This is a genomic window from Microbaculum marinum (assembly GCF_037855135.1).
Taxonomy (GTDB): Bacteria; Pseudomonadota; Alphaproteobacteria; order Rhizobiales; family Tepidamorphaceae; genus Microbaculum; species Microbaculum marinum.
In genome coordinates, this window is record NZ_JAZHOF010000003.1 from 525,272 (window position 1) to 545,898 (window position 20,627).

At 66.1% G+C, this 20,627-nt stretch carries 19 protein-coding genes; 15 read left to right on the plus strand and 4 right to left on the minus strand.

Going from position 1 to position 20,627, the window contains the following annotated elements:
- The first annotated feature begins 29 nt into the window (after positions 1 to 29).
- The 6 genes from V3328_RS09580 (at position 30) to V3328_RS09605 (ending at position 8,487) form a co-directional block, all read left to right on the plus strand.
- The gene (locus tag V3328_RS09580; protein ID WP_340329416.1) at positions 30 to 431 is read left to right on the plus strand and encodes a DUF6152 family protein; all 402 of its coding nucleotides are present in this window, start codon (positions 30 to 32) and stop codon (positions 429 to 431) included.
- 25 nt (positions 432 to 456) lie between these two features.
- The gene (locus V3328_RS09585; RefSeq protein WP_340329417.1) at positions 457 to 921 is read left to right on the plus strand and encodes a DUF2214 domain-containing protein; all 465 of its coding nucleotides are present in this window, start codon (positions 457 to 459) and stop codon (positions 919 to 921) included.
- 233 nt (positions 922 to 1,154) lie between these two features.
- A complete protein-coding gene (locus tag V3328_RS09590; RefSeq protein WP_340329418.1) occupies positions 1,155 to 3,017 on the plus strand; it encodes a cyclic nucleotide-binding domain-containing protein in 1,863 nt (620 codons plus the stop codon).
- A 110-nt stretch (positions 3,018 to 3,127) separates the two neighbouring features.
- Entirely contained in the window at positions 3,128 to 3,667 is a 540-nt protein-coding gene (gene moaB / locus V3328_RS09595) for a molybdenum cofactor biosynthesis protein B (protein WP_340329510.1), read from the plus strand.
- 147 nt (positions 3,668 to 3,814) lie between these two features.
- The gene (locus V3328_RS09600) at positions 3,815 to 5,893 is read left to right on the plus strand and encodes a hypothetical protein (RefSeq protein WP_340329419.1); all 2,079 of its coding nucleotides are present in this window, start codon (positions 3,815 to 3,817) and stop codon (positions 5,891 to 5,893) included.
- 497 nt (positions 5,894 to 6,390) lie between these two features.
- Positions 6,391 to 8,487, plus strand: coding sequence for a hypothetical protein (locus V3328_RS09605; RefSeq protein ID WP_340329420.1), 2,097 nt, complete (start codon positions 6,391 to 6,393; stop codon positions 8,485 to 8,487).
- Between the two features lie 103 nt (positions 8,488 to 8,590).
- Here the strand turns inward: V3328_RS09605 and V3328_RS09610 are convergent, their stop codons facing one another.
- The gene (locus tag V3328_RS09610; protein ID WP_340329421.1) at positions 8,591 to 9,316 is read right to left on the minus strand and encodes a helix-turn-helix transcriptional regulator; all 726 of its coding nucleotides are present in this window, start codon (positions 9,314 to 9,316) and stop codon (positions 8,591 to 8,593) included.
- A 191-nt stretch (positions 9,317 to 9,507) separates the two neighbouring features.
- Between V3328_RS09610 and V3328_RS09615 the strand changes: the two genes are divergently transcribed.
- From V3328_RS09615 to V3328_RS09625, 3 genes are all read left to right on the plus strand, one after another.
- Positions 9,508 to 9,780 (plus strand): DUF1127 domain-containing protein, encoded by a 273-nt coding sequence (locus V3328_RS09615; RefSeq protein ID WP_340329422.1) that lies wholly within the window; start codon positions 9,508 to 9,510, stop codon positions 9,778 to 9,780.
- A 617-nt stretch (positions 9,781 to 10,397) separates the two neighbouring features.
- Positions 10,398 to 11,669: a choice-of-anchor P family protein gene (locus V3328_RS09620; protein ID WP_340329423.1), complete on the plus strand. Its 1,272-nt coding sequence runs from the start codon at positions 10,398 to 10,400 to the stop codon at positions 11,667 to 11,669.
- A gap of 219 nt (positions 11,670 to 11,888) precedes the next feature.
- Positions 11,889 to 12,884 (plus strand): MBL fold metallo-hydrolase, encoded by a 996-nt coding sequence (locus V3328_RS09625; protein ID WP_340329424.1) that lies wholly within the window; start codon positions 11,889 to 11,891, stop codon positions 12,882 to 12,884.
- A 59-nt stretch (positions 12,885 to 12,943) separates the two neighbouring features.
- On the opposite strand, the gene V3328_RS09630 is transcribed toward V3328_RS09625, so the two are convergent.
- A complete protein-coding gene (locus tag V3328_RS09630) occupies positions 12,944 to 13,531 on the minus strand; it encodes a TIGR04282 family arsenosugar biosynthesis glycosyltransferase (RefSeq protein ID WP_340329425.1) in 588 nt (195 codons plus the stop codon).
- A complete protein-coding gene (locus V3328_RS09635) occupies positions 13,531 to 14,223 on the minus strand; it encodes a TIGR04283 family arsenosugar biosynthesis glycosyltransferase (RefSeq protein WP_340329426.1) in 693 nt (230 codons plus the stop codon). Before V3328_RS09635 ends, V3328_RS09630 begins: the two co-directional genes overlap by 1 nt.
- Positions 14,224 to 14,340: 117 nt before the next feature.
- Here V3328_RS09635 and V3328_RS09640 point away from each other — a divergent pair, with 117 nt between their 5' ends.
- The 4 genes from V3328_RS09640 (at position 14,341) to V3328_RS09655 (ending at position 18,027) form a co-directional block, all read left to right on the plus strand.
- On the plus strand, positions 14,341 to 15,492 hold the full coding sequence (locus V3328_RS09640; RefSeq protein WP_340329427.1) for a PA0069 family radical SAM protein: 1,152 nt from the start codon (positions 14,341 to 14,343) through the stop codon (positions 15,490 to 15,492).
- A 68-nt stretch (positions 15,493 to 15,560) separates the two neighbouring features.
- Positions 15,561 to 15,986 carry a VOC family protein gene (locus V3328_RS09645; protein WP_340329428.1) on the plus strand — a complete coding sequence of 142 codons (426 nt, stop codon included), beginning with the start codon at positions 15,561 to 15,563 and terminating at the stop codon, positions 15,984 to 15,986.
- A 226-nt stretch (positions 15,987 to 16,212) separates the two neighbouring features.
- Positions 16,213 to 16,833, plus strand: coding sequence for a ribonuclease HII (locus V3328_RS09650; protein ID WP_340329429.1), 621 nt, complete (start codon positions 16,213 to 16,215; stop codon positions 16,831 to 16,833).
- A 63-nt stretch (positions 16,834 to 16,896) separates the two neighbouring features.
- Entirely contained in the window at positions 16,897 to 18,027 is a 1,131-nt protein-coding gene (locus V3328_RS09655) for a site-specific DNA-methyltransferase (protein ID WP_340329430.1), read from the plus strand.
- Here V3328_RS09655 and mutY read toward each other — a convergent pair.
- Positions 18,002 to 19,123, minus strand: a complete 1,122-nt coding sequence (gene mutY, locus V3328_RS09660) for an A/G-specific adenine glycosylase (RefSeq protein WP_340329431.1) — start codon at positions 19,121 to 19,123, stop codon at positions 18,002 to 18,004. The two genes, V3328_RS09655 and mutY, sit on opposite strands and share 26 nt — an antisense overlap.
- A 119-nt stretch (positions 19,124 to 19,242) precedes the next feature.
- On the opposite strand from mutY, the gene V3328_RS09665 reads away from it, so the two are divergent.
- Positions 19,243 to 19,773: a DUF721 domain-containing protein gene (locus V3328_RS09665; protein ID WP_340329432.1), complete on the plus strand. Its 531-nt coding sequence runs from the start codon at positions 19,243 to 19,245 to the stop codon at positions 19,771 to 19,773.
- Between the two features lie 148 nt (positions 19,774 to 19,921).
- Positions 19,922 to 20,614 carry a DsbA family protein gene (locus tag V3328_RS09670; RefSeq protein ID WP_378758873.1) on the plus strand — a complete coding sequence of 231 codons (693 nt, stop codon included), beginning with the start codon at positions 19,922 to 19,924 and terminating at the stop codon, positions 20,612 to 20,614.
- The last annotated feature ends 13 nt before the right edge of the window (positions 20,615 to 20,627 follow it).

Genomic DNA, 20,627 nt, shown 5'->3' on the forward strand with positions numbered 1-20,627 from the left:
CTGTCCAGACCGGAAAAGGGAGGTATGCGATGACCAGCCGCGCGATCACGACGGGTTTGTCCGCATTTGCGGTCGGCGCCCTGCTGCTGGCGGCCGGCGCGACGCTGTCGCTTGCCCATCACGGATGGGGCTGGGCGACCGGCGAGGAGTTCGAGCTCAGCGGCACGATCACGGCAGTGAAGCTCGGCAACCCGCACGGCGAACTGACGATCGACGCGGCCGGCGACTTCGAGGGCGAGCAGTGGGTCGTCGAGATCGGCCAGCCGTGGCGCAACGAAAGCGCCGAGCTGACCGAGGAGATGCTGGCGATCGGCACCGAGATGACCGCCCACGGCCATCGGTCCTCGAATCCCGACGTGAAGCTGATGAAGGCGGAATGGCTGACGATCGGCGGCGTCAAGCACAACCTCTATCCGGACCGGGAGTCCTGACCACACCCGATCGGGGGCCGCCCGGATGATCGAGGCCCTGGCCGGGCTCGAGAGCCTGCCGCTTGCGGCGGCGCTGAAACGGTCCGTCTGGCTCTATCCGTTCGTCAATACCGCCCACATCGTCGGCATCGCGCTTCTGTTCGGCGCCATCGTGCCGTTCGATCTGCGGCTGCTCGGCGTATGGCCGCGGACAAACGTGGCCACGCTGGCGCGGGTGCTGCTGCCAACCGCCGTCGCGGGCCTCCTGCTTGCGGCGGCGGCCGGGGCCATGCTGTTCATCACCCGGGCAGGCGACTACCTGGCCTCGACGTATTTCCTCGCCAAGATGGGCGTCCTCGCCCTGGTCCTCGCGGTGGCAGCGATTGCAACGCTGCTGCTGCGCCGTGCGCCGCCCGGCGCCGTTCCCGGCCCGGTCCGGCTGTGTGCGGCCCTGTCGATCGGGCTCTGGCTCGTCGTGATCACGCTGGGCCGGCTGGTCGGATACTTCTAGAGCGGTTCGGAAAACAGTGTCGCTTCAAGCGTTGCCACCCGGCTGGCTGCCGAGCAGCCGGCACAGAAACGGCTGGCGCGGCGCCACTTCCTGGGCATAGAAATTCAAAGCGGGGAAAGCCGGGGCACCCGGTCGGGAGTTGTGGCGCACCTCCTGTGCAGGGGATCCCGCGTACATCGTCGATACTGCGATCGAACTGAACGCCGGATCCGTCGTGCTGGAGGCCATGTCCCATGAGCACAGGTGAAATCGCCGGGTACCTGGCTTCCGCACTCGTATTCGTCACCTTCTACATGAAGACGATGCTGCCGCTGCGCATCGTCGCGATCGCCAGCAACGTCGCCTTCATCACCTACGCGCTGTTCGAGGGCCTGACGCCGATCCTCATTCTGCACGCCACCCTGCTGCCGCTGAACAGCATCCGGCTGGCGCAGATCCTGGCGTTCATGCGCAAAGTCGAGAACGCGGCGAGCAGTTCCTTCTCGATGGAGCCGATATTTCCGCTGATGCAGCGGCGGGTATTTCTCGCCGACGAGACCATCTTCAACATCGGCGACAGATCCGACGAACTCTACTACGTGCTGGAAGGGCGCATCTGGCTGCCACAGATCCAGAGAGAGATCGCCGCCGGCGACTTCCTCGGCGAACTTGCGGTGTTCTCCGAGACGCAGCGGCGCACCGCCTCCGCGATCGCCAGAACCAACGGCGTGTTGATGGTCCTGAAACGGCAGGCGGTGTTTAGCGCGCTCCTGCAGAATCCGGCCCTCGGCGTCCACCTTCTCAAGCTCATCACGCTGCGGATGCTGGAGAACATGGGGGCGCTCGATCCGCTCTATGCGGATGAAGGGCTGGCGGAGGAGCAGCCGGACGGCGCGGCGCTGGCCAAGGAGCGCAGGCTGCGCCGTGCGGGAATTGCCGCCGCCTTCCTGTTCAGCATCGTCGCGACGGTCGTCGCCATCGGGCCGCTGATCTACTCCATCGCCACCCGCAACGCCGCGCTGACGACCTGGATGAACGTCGCTACCGCGCCGATCGACGGCACCATCGAGCACATGGCACTGAAGCCCGGCGACACCGTGGATGCGTCGGGGAAGGTCGCGGACCTGACCAACCACCTGATCGAGCCGGACGAGGTCATCAGGGCCAGGGCGCAGTTCTCTGAGGCGCAGGCCAATCTTCAAGAGCTCGACACCCACGAAACGCGGCTGCTGACGCTTCTCGAGGACTGGAACCAGCGCACCGAGCGCTATGCAGACGCCTTTCGCGAGAATCTCGATCTTCAGATCGACAGCCTGACGCGCAGGATCGAGCTGCTGGAGCAGCGCGTGGAATACGCCCGCAGTTCGGCGGACCGGATGCGCACCCTGAGGAGCACCGGCGCCACGACCACCCGCGAGGCGGAAGCCGCGGAGTCGGAATTGCGCGACCGCGAAGCCTTGCTGGCCGAATGGAAAACCCAACTCGACGAGGTGCGCCTGCGACGCCGCATGGCCAGCGAAGGCATCTATCTCCAGGCCGACGGAAAGGAACCGGAATGGTCGTGGCGCAGCCGCGACGAGCTGCGACTGGAAATCGAGCGGACCAAGCAGCACAAGGCCAACGCCGTTGCGGCCCTGCAGAGGGCTTCGGAAGACCTGTCGGCCGCCAATATCGCCTACGAGCACAACGCCCGCGCGGCGGTGACGGTGCCTGCCGGCGCGCGGATCTGGAGCAGTTCGATGCGCGACGGCGTCACGTTCAAGGTGGGCGGGCCCCTCTTTTCGTGGATCGACTGCAGCAAGCTCCTCGTCGACGTGCCGACCAATGATCTGTTCGCGACTTTGGCCGAGCCCGGACAGCGGGCGCTTGTCATCCTCGAAGGGGAGGACAGGCTGCGCGACGCGACGATCCTCATGTCGCGCGCGGCGCCCGCCAAGCTGGGCCAGAGCGACCTCGCGGTCGTCGCCAGGGGCCATGGGAGGGGAACCGCCCAGCTCATCCTGTCGCTGGACGCCTCCGACCTGACCGCCACTTGTCCGATCGGGCGCGCGGCACGGGTCGAGTTTCCCGATATCGGGGTCCTCGATCTGGTCCGGGCATATTTCAGCGGGCTTTGACGTGGACGGCGACGACATGCCGGCCAGCCGCCGGCGACCTGGGCGACCGAACGATGACCGCCCGCAACAACACCGCTTTCCATTCGGCGCGCCGCGGCTATAGTTTTCCGATGATCGACACGCCGCGCGACTTCATCCCTCTATCGATCGCCGTGCTGACGGTCTCCGACACGCGCACGGAGGCCGACGACAGGTCCGGCCAGATCCTCGTCGACCGGCTGACGAAGGCGGGCCACGCCCTCGCCTACCGGGCGATCGTCCCGGACCATCTCCTGACGATCCGCAACAAGGTCGAGGCCTGGATCGACGACGCCGATGTCGACGTGGTGATCACGACCGGCGGCACCGGTTTCACGGGACGGGACGTCACGCCGGAGGCGATCGAGCCGCTGTTCGAGAAGCGCATGGAGGGATTCTCCCATCTCTTCCACATGGTCTCGTTCAGGAAGATCGGCACCTCCACCATCCAGAGCCGTGCGACCGGCGGCGTCGCCAACGCGACCTACATCTTCGTGCTGCCCGGCTCGCCGGGCGCCTGTCGCGACGCCTGGGACGAGATCCTCGAGAGCCAGCTCGACTATCGCCACATGCCTTGCAACTTCGTCGAGATCCTGCCCCGGCTGAACGAACACCTCCGGCGCAAGGGCTGAATTGCCGGATCGGAGGTATCCACCGATCCATTCTCCTCGCGTGAACGGCGGGCAGTTCCTGCCCAAAAAATCGCGTGTCGCGCCTCCCTCTCCGGTTGTATAATCGGGCGTTCTCGATATTCAGTCTGGCTATGTGGAGACTGCGTCATGAGGGTTGCGATCACTCGCGGCATGCTGTGGCTGGGACTGTTCGTGCTTGCGGCCGCTGGCGGCGTCGCCGCCAATCCCGGCAGCGCCGGGGCGGCCGATGGCGTCTGTGCCGACGACGGCGGCAGGTTTCCCAGGGAGTGCACGAAGGAAATCCGCGTCTACAACAATACGGCCCGTCCGATCTGGATCATCCTGCAGGGCAGCATCCAGCTGACCGACGCCGTTTCCTGTACCGTCAAGGAAAAGGGCGGCGGCGATGCCTGGCTGCAGTCGGCTCTCGGCGTGATGGACGACTGCCTGGCGGTCAAGAACGACTACTACATCTTCGTCAATCCGTCGGCGGGCCTCGGCAAGGGCGAGTTCGTCTCAATCGATCTGCCCTGGTGGTCGAAGCGGACCGATAACGCGCCCGATCGCTACATCGACTGGTGGCGCGGCGCGCGCGTCATCATCTTCGACGACCGCACGGCGTTGAAGGAAATCTACGACAAGTTCAACGACGGTCCCGAGATCGAATTCGCCAACGGCTCGCCGCAGCCTTCATGCAACAAGGACATGAAGGACAACTCCTGCAATCGGCTGCTGATCCACCAGGTTTCGCCGGGACTGGGCATCGCCCCGCATCTTCCCTTCCAGCTCAACGAGTTTACTTTCGCCGACGTCTGCAAGGTGACGTCCCAGGGCGAGTTCCTCAAGAACTGCAAGGAAATCTACGGCGGCGGCTTCATCGACTTCAACCAGAACTACAACGTCTCCAACGTCGATCAGGTCTATCTGCCGCTGGCGATGGAGCCTGTGCGCGACCCGGCCGATGTCGGCTATATGGGGACCGTAATGACGGTCAAGCGCTTCAGGAAGCAGCTGGCCGCATTCACCAATGCCGACCAGGGCCCGGACAAGCTGGTCTGGCCCGTCTACAACAATCCCGGCGACATGTATCCGAAGGCCGGCATCCGGGTGCCGTCGGCCCAGTCGGTGCTTGCGTTCTACATGGATCCCTGGCGCTTTCCCGACGGAAAGAACCTGGGGCTCATTCCCAGTGACCCGCCCAACCGCGTCGACCACATGCTGAAGCAGTGGGAGGACTGCACCCGGAAGAAGGTCACGTCGTGCACGGAGACGCAGGCCAGCTATTACAAGGCCGTCAACGAGGTGTTCCTTGCCAACTACGAGAACTACGTCGATACGTGCCCCGACAAGAAGATCCCGGAATTCCTGAAGCCGGTGAGCCAGAATCCTCCGATGCCGAAGCTCACGGCCTACCTGACTTTCATCTACGGCTGGGTCCCGTTCAATGTCGCCTGCAGCAATGGCGAACTGCCCGTCGCCGGCGATACTCCGCCGGCCAGCAGGTCGGTCATCGACTACTTCGCGATGCAGTACAACTTCGAGGAGCTTCGCGGACGTGAACGGCAGTGGTTCAATCCCTATACCCAACTCATCCACGACGATTTCAAGTCGGGCGGCCTCGACGCCAGCGCCTATGCGTTCTCGATCGACGATCACGCCAGCTTCCTGAGCAACAGCGGCGGAAAACTTCCGGGCGGACTGATCTTCGCCGTCGGCGGCCCCAAGGGCCTGATGAACGGCAAGAGGCACGCCCCGCCGGTTCCGCAGGGCTACAAGTGGTACAGCTACTACATCGGCCTGGGCAAACCGGCTCCAAACGGACCGGTCTGGACGAGGTACGGCATTTGCAAGACCGAAGCAGACACCGCCTTTCCGACTGAAGTCAGAGACGGATTCGTGCTTGGCATCGATCCCGCTCTGGAAGGGATCGGCCCCAACAACCGCTGCCCTGTCACGCTGGTGGACAGCGAAGGCCGGAAGTATCGGCTTGTCGTGAAAATGGCCAGGGTTCCCGGCACAAAGCTGCCGCAGACCCCGATCTGGCCGGCATTCGAACCGTCGGCCGGTGCGCTTTTCGATCCGGACGTCGTGGGCTGTCCGAGCAAGGCCGGGCTCGTCGATCCCGACGCCTGGTGCAACCACGCCAACGAGCGTGCGGTACCGGCCGCCAAACCCGACGAGCCCGGTTTCTTTACCATCGGCACCCCCCCGCCCCTGGCCGGGTAGCGCGTATCCGTCGGCCCGCGGCGAGACCATTTCCGGCGCTCGCCGCCGGGACCTGGCCTCGGCCTTGTTGGCACCGGACGGCAAGCCCCGCATCTGCGATCCCCCGGTCGCTGGTCGGGGCTGCCGCCGTTTGCAGGGTCCTGCCACACCTACGGCGACCACGGCCGGCGCGATCCCGCGACCGCGGCAGTGCCCGATATGCATTTTCTTCATGGAATAGATACACGAACGATTATGCATACGCTAACGTAGATAATTTTTGGGTTTTTATTGATTAAATCTCTTTAGTAGTTGAAATAGAATTTCGTTCATTAGTCATACTCTTCTTGTTTTCAGCGACAAACGGAATTTATATCAACTTGAATCGTCTTGTGCGCCCCGAATTTCGATGACTTTCACGAATTTATCCCTCGCACCTCGGCACATAGCGTTCACATTCGATGTTTTCATCTTATAATGCCGGCAGGGGCGAGTGAATTTGATTTGGAGGCTGGGACATGATTCCGAAACTCAAGCGCCGCATGCTGTGGCTCGGGCTGTTCGCGCTCGCAGCCGCCGGCGGCCTGTCTGCGAACCCGGGCGCCGCGTCGGCCGAGGCTGGCATATGCGCCGATGACGGCGGCACGCTTCCGCGCGACTGCACGAAGGAAGTGCGGATCTACAACAACACGGCCCGCCAGATCTGGGTGGTGTTCCAGGGCAGCATCCAGCTGACCGACGCCCTCTCGTGCCCGCGCGGCAGCGCCAAGGGCGGCGGCGACGTGTGGCTTCAGGTGGCGCTCGGCCGTGATGACGACTGCATGGCCGTCAAGAGCGACTACTATGTGTTCATCAATCCGGCGGGCGGCATTCGCAGCGGCGAGTTCGCCACGATCAACGTGCCCTGGTGGTCGAAGCTCCATCATTCCGAAACCGACCGGTACGTCGACTGGTGGCGCGGCGCCCGCGTCATCCTGTTCGACGACCGCTCGGCGATGAAGGAGGTCTTCGTCGAACTGAAGAAGAGCGATACCGTCAGGTTTGCCGGCGGCTCGCCGAAACCCAACTGCAAGAACCAGATGGCAGGCAATGCCTGCAACCATCTGAAGATCTACGAGGTGCCTCCGGGCAAGGGCATCTCCCCGCACCTGCCGTTCCAGCTGAACGAATTCACCTTCGCCGACATCTGCAAGGTGAACCCGGACGGCACCTTCCTGCAGGTCTGCGAGGAGGCCAATCCGGGCGGCTTCATCGACTTCAACCAGAACTACAACGTCTCCAACGTCGACCAGGTCTATCTGCCGCTGGCCATGGAGCCGGTGCGCAATCCGCCGGACGTCGGCTACATGGGCACGACGATGTCGGTCAAGCGGTTCAGGAAGCAGCTGACCGCCTTCACCAACGCCGACGACCGCCCGTCCAATCCCGACTGGCCCGTCTACAACAATCCCGACGACATGTTCCCCAAGGCGGGCATCAGGGTGCCGTCGGCACAGTCGGTAATGGCCTTCTACATGGACCCGTGGCTGTTTCCCGACGGAGAATCGCCTGGCCTGATTCCCGCCGAGCCGCCGAAGATGGTCCACCACATGATGAATCAGTGGGAGGACTGCACCGGCACCGTGACGTCATGCGCCGAGGATCAGGCTGCCAACTACAAGGCCGTCAACGCGGTGTTCCTCAAGAACTACAAGAGGTACGTCGACACCTGCCCGGCCGACCGGATTCCGGACTACCTGAAGCCGGTGAGCAACAACCCGCCGATGCCGAAGCTCTCGACATACCTCACCTTCATCTACGGCTGGGTGCCCTTCAACGTCGCGTGCCCGAACGACGAATTGCCGGTCGCCGACGATCCGCCTCCCGGCAGCCGCTCCGTGCTCGACTACTTCGCGATGCAGTACAACTTCGAGGAACTGGGCGGTCGCGAGCGGCAGTGGTTTAATCCGTACACGCAGCTCATCCACGACGACTATCCCTCGGGCGGCCTCAATGCCAGCGCCTATGCGTTCTCGATCGACGACCACGCCAGCTTCCTGAGCAACAGCGGCGGCTCGCTGCGCGGCGGACTGATCTTCGCCGTCGGCGGCAAGAAGGGCCTGCGCAACGGCAAGCGGCATGCCCCGCCGGTTCCCGCGGTCTACAAGTGGTACAACTACTCGATCGGCCTCGGCGCACCGTCGGGCGACGGCCCGTTCTGGAAGAAGTACGGGATCTGCAGCACCAACGCCGACACCAAGTTCCCGACCGAGATCCGGGACGGATTCGTGCTCGGCGTCGATCCGGCGGTGGACGGCATCGGCAAGGACAACCGGTGCCCGATCACGCTGCTGGACACCGCCGGCCGCAAGTACCGGATCGTCGTCAAGAAGGCCCAGGCGCCCGGCATACAGCTGCCGCAGAAGGCGATCTGGCCGGCCTTCGAACCCACCGCCGGCGCATTTTTCGACCCGGCGGTCGTGGCCTGCCCGGACAAGGCCGGCCTCGTCGATCCCGACCGGTGGTGCGAGCAGGCAAACCAGGTGTCGAGGCCGTCCGAAGATCCCAACCAGCCCGGCTTCTACACCATCGGCGCGCCGCCGCCGCTGGACAACGCCGACGCCGGCATCAGGTGATGTGATGCCCGCACGGCGCCGCTCTTAACGCGGCGCACCCCATTGCGGCCATGGCGGCGCTCGCCCGCCATGGCCCGGCCTTGCCCGCCGTAAGGCTAGACCCCTAGTCGTCTCCGGGATCGTAGGCGTTGATCGCGCTGCGCGTCCACGGCTTGTCGCGCTTCAGGAAGTCGTGCAGCGTCTTGCCCGGCTCCGGCTTGAACCGCTCGGCCGTCAGCGCGAAGTCGACGATGCGGTCGAGCCGGAACGTCCGGAAGTCGACGCGCAGCTCGCACCACGCAGCCAGCAGCCACACCGGCCCGAAATAGGCGAGCGACAGCGGCCTGACCGCCCGTTCCGAACCCTGGCCGAGCGCATCCGTATAGCGGAAGGTGACCTTAAGCTGCTGCCGCACCGCCCGCCTGAGCTCGGCCAGATCGAAGGTGATTGGTTCCATGAAGTGATGGGAGGGCGCCAGCAGCGCGGTGTTGGCCATGTAGCCGCGCAGCCGGTCGGGGATCACCGCCTCGATCTTGGCGATCACGTCGGTGGCGGCATCGGCGAGTTCGGCATCCGCCCAGGATTCGACGATCCGCGCGCCGAGCACCAGGGCCTCGATCTCGGTTTCCTTGAACATCAGCGGCGGCAGGTCGAAGCCTGCCTTGAGGACGTAGCCGACGCCGGCCTCGCCCTCGATCGGGACGCCGCTGGCCATGAGGTCCTGGACGTCGCGGTAGATGGTCCGTTCCGACACCTCCAGCGCCTCGCTCAGATCGCGCGCGCGCGTCGTCCGCGCCCCGTTGCGGCGCATCAGCTGGATGATCTCGAACAGGCGGTCGGCGCGGCGCACGGGGTGTCCCGGATTGCTGTAGGCTGCAGGGCGCGGACCCTACGGTATCACTCCTGACAGCACGGTGTCAGGAGCCGTCGGCGCTCCTGACAGAATGCTGTCAGTGGCGCTTCCCCATATTGCTTTCATCGATGCAGCGGGCCCCTCCGGCTCCGCCGCCGGAGACCCCGAAAGCCGATTGGAGAACCGCCATGTTGAACTACGCAATCGCCCCCGCCACCAGCCGCACCGGGACCAGGGCCGGCGTCAGGTCCCGGGTCACCGGCTTCGCCGCTGCGGCCGTCCTGGCTGCCTACCGCTGGTACCGCCATCGTTTGACAGCCCACAAGCTGCAGGAACTCGACGACCGGATGCTGAAGGATATCGGACTGGACCGTTCCGAGATCGAGCATGCCGCCTACACGGTCAGCCGCGGCCGGCCGGACAGTTACCATCGCTTCGACATCTATCCGAACGGCCGCTGATGACAGCGCGACAAGCAGACGTTTTCCGGGCCGCGACCGGTCTCGCGGCCTGGATTCTTCATTACTGCAAATAATACTTCAAGTATTGCTTTCGAGTAATTTACGTCGCTCTGCCGTGAGGTGTGCACTCTGCGAGCATCGTTCGGCACCGGCGGCACCGCCGACGGGCCCCCGTTCAGCCGGCGATCCCCCTCCTTACCCTAGGTAAGTCGCTGATTCGGTTGGCCTTCGCTGCCTCCGCAGCGAACAATTGCGCGTGATCGCACGCCCTGCACCCGCGTGCCCGTTGCGGGCGCCACCCATCCCCGAATTAGGCCTTTCTCACCCTGCGACCTGAACGGCAGCCGGCTAACATGATGATCGATAAGAGAATTATTGTATCATGTCTATTTACTTATCATCTAAAATACAATCTTGTTATACTAATATATCTTGAGTGATTAGCATGTTTACTAGTTCATTTGAACTATTTAACATAGCAATATTTGACGATTACGAGACTTGTGCCTAGTTATCTTGAGTATGCGCATGCGGATATTTTGGGATCCTGTCGAAGTCCGGTTGTCTGCCACGTGCGCCTGTCGCCGGGACGGGGTTTCAACTTAGCGGAGGAGTAAATGACAAGAATTAGAAAGATTGCCGTAGCGGCACCCGTCTGGTTGGGGCTTGCTGTTGGCGCTGCCACAGCAGCCGAACTTCCCGGCCATTTCCTCGGTCAAGCCAACACGCTTCGCACCGAAACCACGCTCGATTCGCTGCGGGCGTCCATCGACCGCGCCGCCTATACGTCGGCGGGTTGCCTGGGCACCAACGGCAAGTGGCAAACCAACAGGGTCAACGGACTGGGGGCAGGCAGCGAGGGCGAAATCGCACATGTGGGACTGATGCTCGCCAAGGCGCGCACGCAGAAGTCCAGTACCAGCGCGGTGAACGAGCACGTGGCGAGAGTCGACGACGTCGAATTGCTCGACGGCGTCATCACGGCCGATGCCATCAAGGCCGTCGCCAACATCAAGGCGACGAAAAGCAAGTTCCGTGTCGGGACCGGCCGCTCGGAATTCGTCAACCTGCGCGTCCTTGGCAATCTCGTCGACGCGGACATCGAAGACAACTCGGTCATCCAGTTGCCCGGGCTCGGTCAGGTCGTGATCAAGGCGGTGAACAGGAAGGTCAGGAAAAGCTCGGGCAAGATTCAGATAGAGATGCTGCGGGTCGAGATCGACGAGGTGAACAGTTTCGACATCCCGGTCGGCACCATTATCGTCGTCGCCGATGCGATGGCCGGCTACTCGCGGTTCGATGTCGACAATGCGATGTTCGGCGCCGCCTATCTTGCCGAATCCAATGCCAAGGTGGGTACCGAAGCCCGCGACCAGATCGGTCGTCCCGGATTGATCCGGGTGGGATGCAAGGGAACCAACGGCAAGGTCAGGACGATCGAGGTGGCCGAGATCGCCGGGGGAGACCTCCTGACCACCGCGGGCGGCAAGTCGACGGGAATGGGCAAGCAGACATCGACGGGCGTGAAGATCAGGATGACCTCCACGGTCGCCGACGTCGACCTGCTCGACGGCCTCGTCACCGCCGAGGAAGTCCGCAGCGTCTCCACCGACACGGTGAAAGAGGGGACCCGAAAGAGTTCGTCGAAAGGCACCCAGGTCCTCGACCTGATGGTCAACGGCGTCCCGATCGGGGATGTCACCGAAAGGAATGTCAGCATCGACATCCCGCTGGTCGGCACGCTCTACGTCAACGAGGTCAGGAAGCCGAAGTCGCCGAAGACGAAGCAGTTCGTCACGGGACTGCGCCTGAAGGTGGATGGTGTCGCCTCGTCCCTGACGTCAGGAGCCGAACTGGTCGTGGCCCGGTCGCAGAGCCAGGCATTCTGACGCGGCCGCGATCCTCCCTGGACCTTAAGGCCGGCGTCCCCTCGCCGGCCTTTTTTCGACCGCGGCATCGCCGCTTGCGGGATCCGGTCCTCGTCACAATGCCGTGAACTTGTGCCCGATCGGGGAAGACGTCGCGGACGCGGGGGTTATCTACTGCGGCAGGCTCCGCCGACCGCCATCGTCGCGCGAGCCAACGCCTCGAAACCGGGAGGAACCAGCATGAACGACCAATCCGCAAACCCCATGCAGATCACCCGCAGGAATGCGCTTCTGGCCACCGCCGGCGCCGCCCTGGTGCCGGTGCTCGGCGGAGGACTGACCGCACCGGCAAGGGCGGCGGCCCCGATGTTGGGCGCAACCCAGCCTCAGGTCTACCGGTTCCAGCTCGGCGAATTCGAGATTGCGACGGTCAGCGACGGCGCAGTCCAGGTGGACGGCCCGCATCCGATCTTCGGCAACGATCAGCCGGCAGAGCAGGTCCAGGACTACGCCTCGCAAAACTTCCTCCCCGAGGAGAAGCTGGAGATCAGCTTTACCCCGGTGGTGATTAACACCGGCAACGAACTCGTCCTGTTCGACACCGGCAACGGCGCTGCCCGGCGGCCCGCCGCGGGGGCACTCGCCAGCAAGCTCGAGGCGGCCGGCTATACGCCCGACCAGGTCGATGTCGTGGTTCTCACCCATTTTCATCCGGATCACATCGGCGGGACGATGGAGGACGGCAAGCCGACCTTCCCCAACGCGCGCTACGTGACCGGCCGCACCGAGTACGATTTCTGGTCGGACGAGGCCAAGCTCGGCGGGCCGATGGATCGGGTCGCCAGCCTCACCCAGTCCAACGTCGTGACGTTTGCCGACAAGACGACGTTCCTGGAAGACGGCGGCGAGGTCGTGTCGGGCATCCGTGCCGTTGCGGCCCCCGGTCATACGCCCGGCCACATGGCCTTTCTGGTCGAGAGCGGCGGCAAGCCGTTCCTGATCTGGGGAGACACGACCAACCATTACGTCCTGTCGCTGCAGAAGCCCGAATGGCACGTGTCGTTCGACATGGACAAGGACGAGGCGGTCCGCAGCCGCAAGAAGATCCTCGACATGGTCGCGGCCGACCGCATCCCCGCTACCGGCTATCACATGCCCTTCCCGGCGATCGGTTACGTGGAGAAGGCAGGCGACGGCTACCGCTGGGTGCCGGTGAGCTATCAGCTCAGGCTGTAGGCCTCTCGACAGGGATCTTCCGGCGCCGCATTTCGCTCCGGCATGTGGCGGCTGCGCGATCAGCCGCCGCGCCGCCAGCGCTGCCAGTCGTCGACGCCGTCGACATCCGGCAGCGTCGCGGCGGTCGCGACGCTCAGCCGCCGGCAGTTCGACAGCGTGTCGGCCAGCGCGTGCGGCGTGGACCAGCGCACGCCCGCAAAGATCCGGGCGACCACCGGCCGGCGCTTCAGGCCCACCAGCCAGTAGCCGCCGTCCTCGGCCGGGCCGATCACCACGTCGTTGCGATCCAGGAGGCGAAATGCCTCCCGCAGATGGGGCGGGCGGATCGTCGGAATGTCACTGCCCACGATGATCGCCGGGCCTGGCGGCAGGGCCTCCATGACCCGTTGCATCCGTCGGCCGAGGTCGCCGCGTCCCTGGGCCGTCACCGCCACCCCCGGCGGCCAGACCGGCTCGCGCGTGCAACGGTCCGGCGCGACGGCGAGCACCGTCTGCCAGTGCGGATCGCCGGCGACCCGGCGCACGAGGCCGTTGAGCACGACCCGGTAGAACCGCGTCGCCTCGGCGGCGCCGATGTCCTTTGCAAGCCGGGATTTGACGGCGTAGGCGCGGGGCGCCTTGGCCATCACCACCAGCCAGCGCTGCATCAGCCGTAGATTCGGGTGATCAGGCGCGGCGGCACTCGCAGGAAGAAGAGCGTCAGGCAACCGGCATTGCGGGCCATCCGCCTGACGTAGCCCTCATGCCGGTAGCGCGCGGCGCTGGTGACGGCGCGCGCCCGCAGGTAGACCAGTCCCCGCCGCCCGATGCGCCGCACCAGGTCGATATCCTCCATCAGCGGGATCGGCCTGAACCCGCCCAGGCTCTCGTAGTGCCGCCGCGAGATGAGCAGCCCCTGATCGCCGTAGGGCAGCGCGAACAGGAGGCAGCGAAGCTGGACGATCGTCTCCAGGAACCGCGCCCCAATGCCATAGTCGTCGAGCGCGAAGCGGAACACGGCCGCCCGCCTGTCGCGGTCGTCGGACTCGCCCGTCCGCTCGATGAAGTGGGCGACCTCGCGGTGCCAGCCCTCGTCGAGAACCGTGTCGGAATGCAGGAACAGGATCCACGGATGGCGTGCCGCGCGCGCTCCGGCGGCCAGCTGCGGTCCGCGGCCGCGCGGTGCCGAGACGATGTCGCAGCCCAGTTCGTCGGCGATCGCCAGCGTGTCGTCGCCCGACCCGCCGTCGCAGATCACCACCTGGCTGACGACGCCCGCCGCCGCGGCCGGAATCAGCGCGGCCAGCGTCGCCACCAGCGGACGTTCGGAATCAAGGGTCGGGATCACAACCGTCAACATGCGCGTTCTTATATCTACAGGCTGATCCGCCTGCCATCCGGCGCATTAGGAAAAATGGCGCAGAATGGGTTAATGTTCTTGTTATGTTCACGTCGGCGCACTAAGATTGGGTCCATGATGGAACGGAATCCTCGCTTCACCGAATATGACGACGGCTTTGCAGCCGCGCCGGGCGAATCTGCCGGTGCCCCCGCCGGCGAGACCATCGCGCCGGATCGCCGGCGCGGCCGCGGCGCCGGCTCGAACCGGTCCGGGCGGTTCGAGCCGCTGGCCCGCTCGATCTTCGACGACGGCTGGGGCACGGGCGAGGAGCTGCCGCCCTTCAGGACCTCCGTGACGGTCGAGAAGCCGAAGAAGATCATCACCCGCAACCAGTCGCCGGACATCTCGTTCGACCGCTCGATCAACCCCTATCGCGGCTGCGAGCACGGCTGCGTCTACTGCTTCGCCAGGCCGACGCACGCCTATATGGGCCTGTCGCCGGGCCTGGACTTCGAATCGAAGCTGTTCGCCAAGCCGAACGCCGCCGAGCTTCTCGAGAAGGAGCTCGCCGATCCGAACTATGTGCCGGCGACGATCGCGATCGGGACCAATACCGATCCCTACCAGCCGATCGAGAAGAGCCACCGCATCACCCGGCAGGTGCTCGAGGTGCTGGAGCGCTTCAACCACCCGGTCGGCATCGTCACGAAATCGGCGCTGGTGACCCGCGACCTCGATATCCTGTCGCGGATGGCCGATAAGGGGCTCGCCAAGGTGGCCATCTCGGTGACCAGTCTCGACCGCAAGCTGGCCCGCGCCCTGGAGCCGCGGGCCTCGACGCCGTCGCGGCGGCTCGAGGCGATGATGCGGCTGGCCGAGGCCGGCATCCCGACCGCGGTGATGGTGGCGCCGGTCATCCCCGGTCTGAACGATTCGGAAATGGAGTCGATCCTGTCGGCGGCATCGGCGGCGGGCGCCCGCGAGGCCGGCTACATCCTGCTGCGGCTGCCGCTGGAGGTGCGCGACCTGTTCGTGGAGTGGCTTCAGGACAACGCTCCCGACCGCGCCGCGCGGGTGATGTCGCTGATGCGGCAGACGCGCGACGGCAAGGACTACCAGTCGGAGTTCGGCACCCGGATGAAGGGAACCGGACCGCTTGCCTGGACGATCGGCCGGCGCTTCGAGCTCGCCGCCGAGCGCAACCGCCTCAATCGCGGCAGGACGAAGCTCAGGACCGACCTGTTCGAGCGGCCGCTGGCGGTCGGCTCGCAGATGAGCCTGTTCTGAGGCGGGACGCCGGACCGGCGGCGCTTTTCGGAAATTCGCGACTTGAACGGCACTACAGGGAGAAATTCGTGGACCAGCGTATCAGCCTCGTTACCCTCGGCGTCGCCGACGTCCAGGAAAGCGCCGCCTTCTACGGCAGGCTCGGCTGGAGGCGGTCCGAGCAGAGCCAGGCGGAAATCGTCTTCTTCGATGCCGGCGGCATCGTGCTCGGCCTGTTCGGCCGGGCCGCGCTTGCCGACGATGCCGACGTCCCGCCGCAGGGCAGCGGATTCCGCGCCGTCGCGCTCGCCCAGAACCTGCCGACCCGCGACGCGGTGGATGCAGCGCTTGCCGACGCGGTGAAGGCCGGCGCACGCGTCGTCAGGCGGGCCGAGGAGGTCTTCTGGGGCGGCTACTCCGGATATTTCGAGGATCCCGACGGCCACCTGTGGGAGGTCGCCTTCAACCCGCACTGGTCGCTGGACGAGACAGGGCGCATCGTGCTTCCGGGCTAGGCGCCCTCGTATTGCCGTTCCATCCCGTTCAGGCCGCCGCCGGTGTCGCTGCGCGGCGGCCGTCCGGGCTCGCAGGTCGCAGCCGCCCATCCCCCGCGACCTGTGACTGCCGGCCGGCGCCGCCCCCGCGCCGGCCGGCCCCAATTTCTGCCCCCCATTTTCGCTGGCCCCCCATTTTCGCTGGCCCCCTTGAAATGCGCCCGCGAGTCGCGGAAGCATCCGCGGCATGGAAGCGGTTGCCGATTTCGCGCGCGAGGATGCGGTCTACAGCAGCGGCTGCCCGCATGTGGCCGGCGTCGACGAGGCCGGACGCGGGCCGCTGGCCGGTCCGGTCGTCGCCGCCGCCGTCATCCTCGACCGCAAGCGCATCCCCGAGGGCCTGGCCGATTCGAAGAAGCTGACGGCGGCGCGGCGGGAGGAACTGTTCGAGCAGATCGTCGCCACCGCCATCGTCTCGGTGTCGGGCGCCTCCGCCCTGGTGATCGACCGGATCAACATCCGCCAGGCGACGCTGACGGCGATGTCGCGGGCGATATCGGGCCTTGCCCGGCCCGCCGCCCACATCCTCGTCGACGGGCGCGACCTGCCGCCGGCGCGCTGCGCCGGCGAGGCGGTGATCGACGGCGACGCGCTGTGCCTGTCGATCGCGGCGGCCTCGATCGTCGCCAAGGTCACCCGCGACCGGATCATGGACCGGCTCGCGGGCGCCCATCCCGGCTACGGCTTCGAGACCAATCGCGGCTACGGCACCGCCCAGCACCTCGACGCGCTCGGCCGCCTCGGGCCCTGCGGGATCCACCGGATGACCTTCCGCCCGATCGCCCAGCGGGAATTGTGTCTGGGTTAAGGCAGTCTTTACCCTGAGGCCGCATCTTCTCTTGCGTCAGTTGCGTAAGGGTTGAGTAGCGTAATGCCTTCAAGCGTACGGAGCCGGGCGTCTCGGGCGCCCGGCCCGGCTTCCGCCGGATACCTCGATACCATTCTCGTCGGCGATTGCATCGCGGCGCTCGAATCGCTTCCCGCGGGATGCGTCGATGCCGTCTTTGCCGATCCGCCCTACAACCTCCAGCTCGAGCGGGCCCTGCACCGGCCGGACAACTCCCGGGTCGATGCCGTCGACGACGACTGGGACAAGTTCGAGTCGTTCTCCGCCTACGACGCCTTCACCCGCGCCTGGCTGCTGGCCTGCAGGCGCGTGCTGAAGCGCGACGGCACGATCTGGGTGATCGGCTCCTACCACAACATCTTCCGCGTCGGCGCGATCATGCAGGACCTCGGGTTCTGGATGCTCAACGACATCGTCTGGCGCAAGACCAACCCGATGCCGAACTTCCGCGGGCGGCGCTTCACCAACGCCCACGAGACGCTGATCTGGGCGGCCCGCGACGCCGGCACCCGGGGCTACACCTTCAACTACGACGCCATGAAGGCGATGAACGACGACGTCCAGATGCGCTCCGACTGGCTGCTGCCGATCTGCACCGGCCACGAGCGGCTGAAGGACGCCGACGGCAACAAGACCCATCCCACCCAGAAGCCGGAAAGCCTGCTCGCCCGCGTCGTCCTGTCGTCGACGAAGCCCGGCGACACGATCCTCGATCCCTTCTTCGGCTCCGGCACCACGGGCGCCGTCGCCAAGCGCCTCGGCCGTCATTTCGTCGGCATCGAGCGCGAGACCGCCTATGCCGACGCCGCCCGGGCGCGCATCGACGCCGTCGAGCCGATGCCCGCCGAGGCGCTCGACGTCACCCGCCCGAGGCGCGACGAGCCGCGCATCCCGTTCGGCACGCTGATCGAGCGCGGCCTGATCCGGCCCGGCGACACGCTGACCGACGCGCGCCGCCGCCATGCCGCCACCGTGCGCATCGACGGCTCGCTGAAGTCCGGCGACACGGCCGGCTCGATCCACAAGGTCGGCGCCCATGTGCAGGGCCTCGACGCCTGCAACGGCTGGACATTCTGGCACGTCGAGACCGGCGGCGACCTCCAGCCGATCGACGCGCTCAGGAAGATCGTCAGGTCCGAGCTCGCCGTCGCCTGAGCGCGACGAGCTTCTCCGCATCCGGCCCGTGCAGCGCGCGCAGCGCGTGCGCGGCGGCCTTGCGCATCACCGTCGGCATGCCGACGCCGGGCAGGTCCGACCGCGCCACCCAGCGTGTGCCGGGAGCCGCGAAGCTGGTGACGTCCGTTGCCGTGAACACCGTCAGCCGCAGCCGGAAATGGGTGAAGACGTGCTCCACCTCGCCGGCGACGCGGTGCCAGCGCTCCTTGAACGGCGCGTGCGCGCGGGCCTCGGCGGGATCGACGTCGCGGCCGAGCGGCGTCAGCCAGACGCCGTCCATGCCGCCGAGCAGCCCCTTGGGCGGGCGCTTCTCGATCAGCACGGTGCCGTTGCCGCGCTCGGCCCAGAACGCCGCGCCGCGGCGCAGCGGCCGGTCCTTCTTCGCAGCCTTCACCGGCAGGCTCTCCTCGATCCCCTGCGCGTGCGCCACGCAGGCGTCGTCCCACGGGCACAGCGCGCAGGCCGGCCGCTTCGGCGTGCACAGCGTGGCGCCGAGGTCCATCAGCGCCTGGGCGAAGTCGCCGGGCCGGTCGGCCGGCACCAGCGCCTGCGTGCGCAGTCGGATCTCGGCCTTGGCGTGGGGCATCGGCGCGTCGATCCCGTAGACCCGGGCGATCACCCGCTCGACATTGCCGTCGACGGCGGCCGCCTGCCGGTTGAAGGCGATCGCGGCGATGGCGCCGGCGGTGTACGGCCCGACGCCCGGCAGCTTCAGGAGCCCGGCCTCGTCATCGGGGAACGCCCCGCCCAGGTCCGTCGCGACCACCTGCGCGCAGGCGTGCAGGTTGCGCGCCCGGGCGTAATAGCCCAGCCCCGCCCACTCGCTCAGGACTTCCTCGAGCGGCGCCTCGGCCAGCGCCTCCACCGTCGGCCAGCGCGCCACGAAGGCCTCGAAATACGGTCCCGCAGCGGCGACCGTGGTCTGCTGCAGCATGATCTCGCTGAGCCAGGTCCGGTACGGGTCGGCCGGCTCGCCGGGCGCCAGCCGCCACGGCAGGCGCCGGCGATGCCGGTCGTACCAGGCAAGCAGGGCGTCCGAGTGCGGGGTCTTCGTTTCGCGTCGTCGCTGGGACATGGGGTGAGCTTGGTGCAGTCGCGCGCTATGATCGCCGGCAGGCGGGGTCACCGGCGAGCGCGAATCGCCCGCACCCGCCACGCTGTTGATATACTGCCGGGATTGCTACGATCGAGACCATGGAACGGCGAAATCGACCTAGCCCGGCCTATGGCCCCGTCCGCCTCGACCGGATCGCGGAACCGCTGCTCGATCCGGTCGTCGCCCGCGCCGGCTTTTCGTCCACCCAGGTGATCGCGGCGTGGCCCGAGATCGTCGGGCCGGAACTTGCCGCGCGGTCGCGCCCGGAGAAGCTGCGCTGGCCCCGCCGCCAGGCCGAGGGCGAGGAAGCGACCGCGGAGGGCGCGACGCTCGTCGTCCGAGCCGAGGGGTTCGAGGCGCTCGAAATCCAGCACATGTCCTCCAACATCGCCGCCCGCATCAACGCGATCTTCGGCTGGCGGGCCGTCACCCGCGTGTCCATTCGCCAGGGACCGGTCGAAAGCCGGAGCGGGACCGCTGCCGCCAACCCGGGCACCCTCCCGTCCGCCCTCCCGGACGCGGAAAACGCGGCCGCCGACGAACGGCTCGCAACCGTCGAGGACCACGATCTGCGCTCGGCGCTCGCAAGGCTCGGTGCCCGGGTCTCGGCGGCCACGGACGCTGACTGAGACACAAAGGTGTGACCAATTCCGGCGAAGTATTGCCATATTGTCGCGAAAAAGCATGATCCCGTTCCATATGGCCTCAGCAAGCCGGTTCAGCAGACGTTCAGGTGCTGTCGTTCAGGCTTCCGGAAACGAACCAAGGATGACGATGATGACCGTGAGCCGCAGATACGTACTGATGACCGGCGTTGCCGGGGTCGCGACGCTGAGCGCCGGGGCGGCTGCGGCCGGCTTCTTCGGCAACCGGGCCGTTCCCGCGACCGGTGCGGGCGATGCCGCCGTGACCCTGGTCACCGAGACGCCGATGAAGCTGATGGTCGCCGGGCCGCTCGGCGAGCAGACCCTGGGCGATCCCAACGCCCCGGTGACGATCGTCGAATACGCTTCGATGACCTGCTCGCACTGCGCCCACTTTCACAAGGAGACCTACCCGCAGCTCAAGGAGAAGTACATCGACACGGGCAAGGTCTATTTCGTCTTCCGCGAGTTCCCTCTCGACCCGGTGGCCACCGCCGCCTTCATGCTGGCGCGCTGTGTCCCGGAGGACCAGTATTTCCCGTTCGTTTCCGCCCTGTTCGAGAACCAGGACGTCTGGGCGTTCACCAACGACCGGATCGGCGGCCTCACAAAGATGGGGAAGCAGGCCGGACTCACCGAGGAAAAGTTCAAGGAGTGCTTGACGAATCAGGAACTCCTTGACGGGGTGAACTGGGTGAAGGATCGCGGCGCCAAGGAATTCGATGTGACTTCCACGCCGACCTTTTTCATCAACGGTGAGATCGTCCGTGGCGCATTGCCGTTCGAGGAATTCGAGGAGAAGATCACCCCGCTCCTGCCGAGCTGAACGCACGGTCGGA